Raw genomic sequence first — 7,483 nt, 5'->3', positions numbered from 1 at the left:
TATTGCGCAGGCCGGCGATGAACAGCAGCACATTGAAGCCGTTGGTCCACCAGATCGTGACGACCGCGATGGTCGGCATCACCCATTGCGGGTTACGGAAAACCGGCATCGGGCGGCCGACCACCGCCTCGATCGCGGGTTGCACGACGCCGAATTGCACATCCAGCATCCATGCCCAAACCTCGGTCACAACGGAAACGGGCAGGATATAGGGCAGAAAGAACGTCGCCAGCACCAGCGCCTGAATCCGGCCTTTCAGCCGGTTCACCATCAGTGCGATTCCAAGCGCGATTGCAGTCGTCGGCACGACCGTCAAGACAACGAAATAGATATTGTTGTAAAGCGATGTATAAAACAGCCGGTCCGCGAACAGGCGGCGGAAATTGTCCAGCCCGACCCATTCACCATCACCGATCAGCGGCGCATTGGTAAAGCTTAGCTGGATCACCTTGAATGTCGGATAGAGGAACACCAACAGAAAAATCGCCAGAAAAGGCGCGATTAAACTGAAGGCGATAATATTGTGCCTCAGACGGTTTTTCCCACGCATTGCCACGGCCAGTTTCCTTGTGTTCGGTAGATCCCGCGCGACGATCCTGCCGCGCGGGAAAGTTGGGTTTGTCAGATCAGCGGATCAGCCCCTGCAGTTCCATCTGCATCTGCGCCACGGCTTCTTCGGGCGACAGGAAACCATGCATCGCAGGACCGATCACATTGACTGCCGCGTCATAGACCGGCGACGCCACACCCGCGATCTCGGAACGCGGATCGAAGAAGGCTGTGTCGGCAAGGCTGGCATAAGTCGCATTCGGTTCCATCGCCTGATATTCATCGCTTTCCGCGACTGGGCGATAGGCAGGGATATGGCCCGCATCAGCCCAAGCAATAGCATTGCGCTGCATCCAGCCGATCACCGTCATCACCGCTTCGCGACGCTCTGGGTCCATGTCCTGATTGCCTTGGATCGGAATTGCGAAAGCGTGGCTGTCCGCCCAAGTGGCAAGTTCGTCCATCATCTGCGGCACTTGCACCGCACCCCATTCAAAGCCAAGCGATCCGTCATTCGCCAGATCGTTCAGTGTTGGCACTTCCCAGACACCGTTCAGATGGAAGGCCGATTGCCCCGATGTGAACAAAGCGACCGATGCCGGATATTCCGCCTGTTCGGGCTGCCAGCCCTGTTCACCCCAACTGGCCATGATCTCGATAGCGCGCTGTGCCTTGCCGGCATTGTCGCCCGGCAAAACCTCACCATCGACGATAAACTCACCGCCCTGCTGGCCGAAGAGTGTGTAGAACACCCGCCAAATGCCGCCTGGCCCGCCGGTCTGATAGGAAATAGGCGCGCGCGAGCCCTGCTCGACCGTGTGCGCGACGGCGCGTTCGAAATCCTCAAGGCTGTCGATGCCGACAAGGATGCCATCGTCATCCAGAAACTCGCTGCCTTCAAGATAGCTTTTGTTGTAGTAAAGCACGATAGAATGGATATCGAACGGCACCGCGTAAAGCGCGCCATCCGCGTCAGAGGCCGCGTCAACCGCCGCCTCGAAGAAGTCGCCGATCTCCAGACCTGCGGCTTCCAGATCGGCGTCGGTGATTTCGGTCAGCACGCCTTCCTGCAGGGCAAGCGGCAGGCGCGACAGGTGATAGGTCATAATATCAGGCCCCTGACCAACAGCGGCAGAGGTCCGCACGCGGGTATAGAACGGCACACCCCATTCAGATGTCGTGGGGGTGATATTGATGTCGGGGTGTTCTGCATTAAACTGGTCGATCATGGCCCGCATCCGGACACCGTCACCACCCCCCAGAAAATCCCACCAGGTGATTTCGGTCTGCGCAACTGCCGGCAAAGCCACCAGCGACACCGCCGAAGCAGCCAAAATTGAAGTAAATCTGTTCATGTCTTCCTCCCATTAAACTCTGATAGGTCGGCCAGCGACACCTGCCGCAGGCCGACAGGTTCAGCGATGGCGTCGTCCATCAGGATCGAACACCATTATATCCGCAGGTTCGGCTGTCAGGTGGATAGTCCGCCCTTCCAGCATCTCACGAATGCCGCGACGTTCCACAACCATCGGGCGACCGCCCGCCAGCCGTGTATGCAGATAAGATACGCCCCCCAGTTCCTCGGACATCTCGACCGTGGCGGACAGGCCGGTTTCGGCGGGGTGAAGGCATTCGGGCCTGATGCCAATTGTCACCGGCGTGCCGTCAGCCAGACCCACACTGGTGGTTTTCGCCTCCAGCGTGACACCGTCTTCGCCGTCAGGCCGGACGATCAGGCGACCCTCGGCCTGCCCGATCACCTTGGCGGGGATGAAATTCATCGCAGGCGATCCGATGAAGCCCGCAACAAACTGGTTGTCGGGATCGTCATACAGATGCAGAGGCGCACCTGCCTGCTGCACATAGCCGGATTTCAGCACGAAAATCTTGTCGGCCAGCGTCATTGCCTCGACCTGATCATGGGTAACATAGATCATCGTCGCGCCGATTTCGCGGTGCAGGCGGGCCAGTTCCAACCGCATCTGGACACGCAATTCCGCGTCCAGATTGGACAGGGGTTCATCGAACAAAAACACCTTGGGTTCCCGCACGATAGCCCGCCCGATGGCGACGCGCTGGCGCTGCCCACCCGATAATTCGGATGGCTTTTTCTTCAACTGATCCTGCATTTTCAGGATTTCGGCGGCGGCTTCGACCTTTTGCTTGATCACGGCGCTTTTGGCACGCGCCAGACGCAGGCTGAAGGCCATGTTTTCAAAAACGCTCAGATGCGGGTAAAGCGCGTAGTTCTGGAAAACCATCGCCACACCGCGATCTGCGGGGTCTTCATGGGTGACATCGCGGCCTTCAATCTCGATCTTGCCGCCGGTGGTTTCCTCCAGCCCCGCGATCATCCGCAACAAGGTGGATTTGCCGCAACCCGAGGGTCCGACAAAAACCGAAAAGGCGCCCTTTGGAACGTCCAGCGACACATCATGTATCACTTTGACGGCCCCAAAGGCTTTTTCGACATTATGAAGTCTGACGCCTGTCATTTGTGATACCCCCTCAGGACACGTCAAGCCGGACAAGGTGGTAGGACAAAGGTGCCAGCTTGCCCTTCAGCGCTCCGTCCTCGACCCCGAGCCCACTACCTTTCGTCGGCGACACGGCATCAGGCCGATCAGGCCCATTGACTGCCCGCAGGTCATGGCCCTCCATCACCTGGTGATCAATAAGGCGCGCACCGGCAAAACCAGTCAGCGTCATGTCGATATCAGCGGTGTCGGTCAGATGGCGGTTTAAAATGAACAGGCTGACCGTCCCGGCAGCACGATCATAGGTGGCGGCGATGTCCATATACGACACATCATCCGCAACGCGGCAATCATAAGTTGGCCCATCAACGGCAACGCGCAATGCCTCGCCACGGCCATAAAGTGACGCAAACTGATACGGATAATAGATCGTCTGACGCCATGCTGGCCCGCCCTTTTCAGCACGGATCGGGGCGATGACGTTTACCAGCTGCGCAATACAAGCGATCTTGACACGATCTGACCGGCGGATGAATTCGTTGATCAGTCCGGCCACGAACAGCGCGTCTTCAAAGTTGTAATCCTCTTCAAGCAGCGCTGGCGCTTCGGGCCAGTCCCACTTGCGGACATTTTCCATGTCTTTTTCGCGGATATGATACCAGACGTTCCATTCGTCAAAGCAGATAAACACATCGTTCTTGGCGCGTTTCTTGGCCTTGACGTAGTCGATAACACCCCCGATGGCCTGGATATAGCGGCCGGTTTCCTCGATCTTGCCAAAATAGTTCAGGGTGTCGCTGCTCGAATTACCGAAATATTTGTGCAGGGAAATGAAATCGACGTTTTCATAGCATTCCTCAAGCACCTGCCGTTCCCATTCGGGATAGGTCGGCATCTGATCGTTGGAACTGCCGCAGACGATGGTTTCCAGCGTTTTGTCAAAACCCTTGACCGCCTTTGCGGCATTATTGGCCAACCGGCCATATTCAGTCGCGGGTTTCTGCCCCGTCTGCCAAGGGCCGTCCATTTCATTGCCCAGACACCACATTTTCACATTGTAAGGGTCTTCCACACCGTGGCTGCGGCGCAGGTCGGACCATGTCGTGCCACTGGGGTGGTTGACATATTCCACATATTCGCGCGCCTCCTGCAGGCCGCGCGTGCCAAGGTTCATCGCCAGCATCATATCAATCCCGGCCTTTTCTGCCCAGATCGCGAATTCATTGATCCCGACCTGATTGGTTTCCTTCGACCGCCACGCAAGATCCAGTCGTACGGGGCGCTCATCCTTCGGACCAATACCATCCTGCCAATCGTAGGCAGAAACAAAGTTCCCCCCGGGATAACGGATCGCAGGGATCTTCAGGTCCTTGACCATAGCCAGCACATCTTTGCGGAAGCCATGTTCATCAGCTTCGCTATGCCCCGGCTCGTAGATGCCCGAATAGATCGCACGCCCCATATGTTCGATAAATGCCGAGTACAGGCGTGGATCAATGGTTCCAATGCGGAACTCGCGATGTAGGTCAGCACGGATTTTCATGTGAAAGAGGTCCTCTTGATAGTAAATTTCGTGGTCATGTTTTGTCTCGTTTCCATCTCAAAGCGCACGGACATGAACGGCGGTTTCGGGCAACGTTGCCACCCGCAGGCTGTTGCGAAGCGGCAGACCGAACTGCGGGATCGCGACCTCGGCATGATCCCCGGACAGCAGAACAAATTCGTCGGCAAAGGGGGCAGTCGCGGTGGCGATAATGTGGATGTGTAATTGCCCGGGCTGGCGGATCACGTCCGATGTGAAGTGATCATTTTCCATCTTCACGATACAATTGACGACGTGTTGGTCGTTCGAGCTAAGCGATTTTTCGTAAACAGCGCCATTGTTTCTGCTGATCCGCGACGTGCCGCGCCAAGCCTGCGGCAGATCGCCCAGCAGTAATTCGGGCCCAAATGCGACATGGCGTAGCGTGGCTTGCATCAGGCGAAGATAGCTGTCTGTCGTCAGCGCAAGATCGGAAAAATCGCTGGCATGCGCGAAACCAATTCGGAATGGCAAACCGGCATTGTTAATGACATAGATCGCCGCGATGGCTGGCCCTCGATGGTCCCGCCCGGCGCATTCACGCATAACAAGATCCATTCCGGGCGCGCCTACTGCATAGCCATTTCCTTTGAACAGCCAGTCGTGGTTTCCCCGCTGCATCGCAACCACAGATTCCGTACGAATAAGCCCCGCCCCAGAGAGAAACATCTGTGTCGGATCAGGATGGTGAACCGGCGCCAGAACATCACCGGCGGCCAGCGCACCTTCGACATCGACGGCCGGACCCAGGCCCAATGCGCCGATGCGGTTTTTCAGCGAAACGCCTTGGTTCGCGCAATCCAGCGCCAGATCATAGGTGCTACGACAATTGCGGATGACATAGGCCTCGGTCCCGTCGCGCGCGACAACCTGAACCTTATCATCCTGAACGCGTATCTGGGAAAGCAACATCTCAGTCACCCCACCCGGGTGAAAGGACATATCCCTGCACGATACATTGCATTTGACCTCCCCCCCGTGTCGCGAACCAACGCTTGGACAATCCCCTCCCAAAGCCTTGATTAGTCGGTAATCGCGAACAGTAACCGACAGGTCCTTGGTAGGAACCCAGAGGTATCACCGTCAAATATTAGTTTTTTCAAAATATATATCTGAATCGATATATCATAATTTTCATTGTGGCGGCTGCTGGCCTTCCGTTTGGCGAACAAGCATGCGATGCACCTCGGCGCTGGCGGCGGGCAAATCGTAGCCACGCAAGGTGACGATCCCGAAAGGCGCAACCGCAATCTGATGCGCGACAGGCAGGATGGCGAGCTTGCTGGAAAGGCCATCGGGCCCAATGTAAAAATCAGCCACAGCCCGCGAAACCGGCGCGATTGCATTCGTTCGTGTCACCATCGCCAGGATCATCAACAGCGATGTGGAATTCACAACCCGGTTTGGTGGCCGGTAGTTATTTTCCAGCAAATAGCGATCAATCGTATAGCGTTGCATCCCGCCCGGTGGCTGCATCATCCAGTCATATTCAAGGCAATCGTGTAGACTGGCATCCGGCTTCGCCAAGAGTGGATGACCATCGCGCACTATCAGACTAACAGGTTCGTCGCCGATCAACCGCAGGTCAACGGCGTTGGCATCAAGCTCGGGCAACACACGCCCCAGATAAAAATCCAACCGCCCGTTAAGCAACCCCTCTGCCAGCTTATCGCTGGTGTCGACCTCAATCGTAATGTCATGATCGGGATGGATCAAACGCGCCTCGCGGATCACCGGCAGAACAAATTCAATCGCAGCGCCGGTCACCGCGCCAATGTTGACCGCGCCACGCTGACCACTTCCGATATCGGCAATGTCGCGCCCGGTATCATCCAGTGCGCGTAACATCCACCGGGCGCGTTCGCCAAGCAAGCGCCCCGCCTCGTTCAAAATCACACCACGTGGATGGCGCCGGTAAAGCTTCATCCCGACGATGCGTTCTATCTCGGACAATAGCCGCGAGGCAGCAGGCTGACTGATCGCAATCTGCGCCGCTGCAGCGCTGATCTGGCGGGTCTCATCCAGCGCGGCCAGCAGTCGAAGATGCGCCAGCTTCAGGCCATGGCGGATAAAAACGTCCTTGTGGGTGCTTTCCATACGCAGACCTGCCTCTTCGCTTGTCGACATACCGGTATCGGTATGCATCCGCGCAGGCAACTGATTTAACCGCGATACCACGGCGGAGATATTGGTCCTTGAACCCCTACCGCCGCCATATTTCTGCCGTGAAGCTTACTCTGCCGGCACGCCAAGATCGGGCGGTAGGCTGTTGCCCGTCGCGCCCGGGATCTTGTCGTGGGTGGTGGGCACTCCGGCCTTTTCGCGGCGCGTGTCGTTATAGATCGCTTTCAGCAACGAGACCGCCATCAGTGCCATGACAATCGAAAACGGCAATGCACCGATGACCATCGCGGTCTGGATCGCCGTCGTCCCGCCGGAAATCAGCAACCCCGCGACCACCATGGCAAGCGCTGCCCCCCAGAACAGGATATGGGGGCGCGACTTTGGACCTTCGTCACCGGCGGCATTGATGGTATTGACGATCAATACGGCAGAATCTGCCGACGTCACCAGAAAGGTCAGCAGCAACACCACGATCAGCAATGCCATGCCCCAAGACAGCCAGGTCGAGATCGGTGCCAGCATGAATTCGGTCATCGCAAAAATCTTGTCACCGTTCGGCGCATCAAAGATCACCCCGTTTGCACCACCATTCAGTTCCAGATCGATCGCCGTGCCGCCGGCCCAGGCAAACCAGACAAAGCACATCAGCGCGGGAACGATCAGAGCGCCGAGAACAAACTCACGTACCGTGCGTCCACGCGAAATGCGCGCCAGAAACAAACCGACAAAAGGCGCGAAGGCGATCCACCAT

General features: G+C 57.1%; 7 protein-coding genes. All 7 read right to left on the bottom strand.

Going from position 1 to position 7,483, the window contains the following annotated elements; all coding sequences use genetic code 11:
• Window positions 1-550: carbohydrate ABC transporter permease (locus tag ACK4TM_RS16220; RefSeq protein WP_409703202.1), on the bottom strand; the 550-nt coding region annotated here is incomplete at its 3' end.
• Between the two features lie 76 nt (window positions 551-626).
• The gene (locus ACK4TM_RS16215; protein WP_409703199.1) at window positions 627-1,904 is read right to left on the bottom strand and encodes an extracellular solute-binding protein; all 1,278 of its coding nucleotides are present in this window, start codon (window positions 1,902-1,904) and stop codon (window positions 627-629) included.
• 60 nt (window positions 1,905-1,964) lie between these two features.
• Window positions 1,965-3,044: an ABC transporter ATP-binding protein gene (locus ACK4TM_RS16210; RefSeq protein ID WP_409703196.1), complete on the bottom strand. Its 1,080-nt coding sequence runs from the start codon at window positions 3,042-3,044 to the stop codon at window positions 1,965-1,967.
• Window positions 3,045-3,057: 13 nt separating this feature from the next.
• On the bottom strand, window positions 3,058-4,569 hold the full coding sequence (locus tag ACK4TM_RS16205; protein WP_409703193.1) for an alpha-N-arabinofuranosidase: 1,512 nt from the start codon (window positions 4,567-4,569) through the stop codon (window positions 3,058-3,060).
• A 57-nt stretch (window positions 4,570-4,626) separates the two neighbouring features.
• On the bottom strand, window positions 4,627-5,520 hold the full coding sequence (locus ACK4TM_RS16200; protein ID WP_409703190.1) for a hypothetical protein: 894 nt from the start codon (window positions 5,518-5,520) through the stop codon (window positions 4,627-4,629).
• A 222-nt stretch (window positions 5,521-5,742) separates the two neighbouring features.
• Window positions 5,743-6,735 carry a LysR substrate-binding domain-containing protein gene (locus tag ACK4TM_RS16195; protein ID WP_409703187.1) on the bottom strand — a complete coding sequence of 331 codons (993 nt, stop codon included), beginning with the start codon at window positions 6,733-6,735 and terminating at the stop codon, window positions 5,743-5,745.
• Window positions 6,736-6,840: 105 nt separating this feature from the next.
• Window positions 6,841-7,483 (bottom strand): BCCT family transporter (locus ACK4TM_RS16190; protein ID WP_409703184.1); only part of this gene is annotated, 643 nt, incomplete at its 5' end.

Source organism: Yoonia sp. (assembly GCF_046292185.1).
Classification (GTDB): domain Bacteria; phylum Pseudomonadota; class Alphaproteobacteria; order Rhodobacterales; family Rhodobacteraceae; genus Yoonia.
This window is presented reverse-complemented; position numbering and strand designations above follow the sequence as displayed.

Bases quoted from the DNA above. Each gene is read 5' to 3' on its own strand.
- ACK4TM_RS16200 (WP_409703190.1), bottom strand. From the start codon at position 5,520: ATGTTGCTTTCCCAGATACGCGTTCAGGATGATAAGGTTCAGGTTGTC.
- ACK4TM_RS16210 (WP_409703196.1), bottom strand. From the start codon at position 3,044: ATGACAGGCGTCAGACTTCATAATGTCGAAAAAGCCTTTGGGGCCGTC.
- ACK4TM_RS16205 (WP_409703193.1), bottom strand. From the start codon at position 4,569: ATGAAAATCCGTGCTGACCTACATCGCGAGTTCCGCATTGGAACCATT.
- ACK4TM_RS16195 (WP_409703187.1), bottom strand. From the start codon at position 6,735: ATGTCGACAAGCGAAGAGGCAGGTCTGCGTATGGAAAGCACCCACAAG.
- ACK4TM_RS16215 (WP_409703199.1), bottom strand. From the start codon at position 1,904: ATGAACAGATTTACTTCAATTTTGGCTGCTTCGGCGGTGTCGCTGGTG.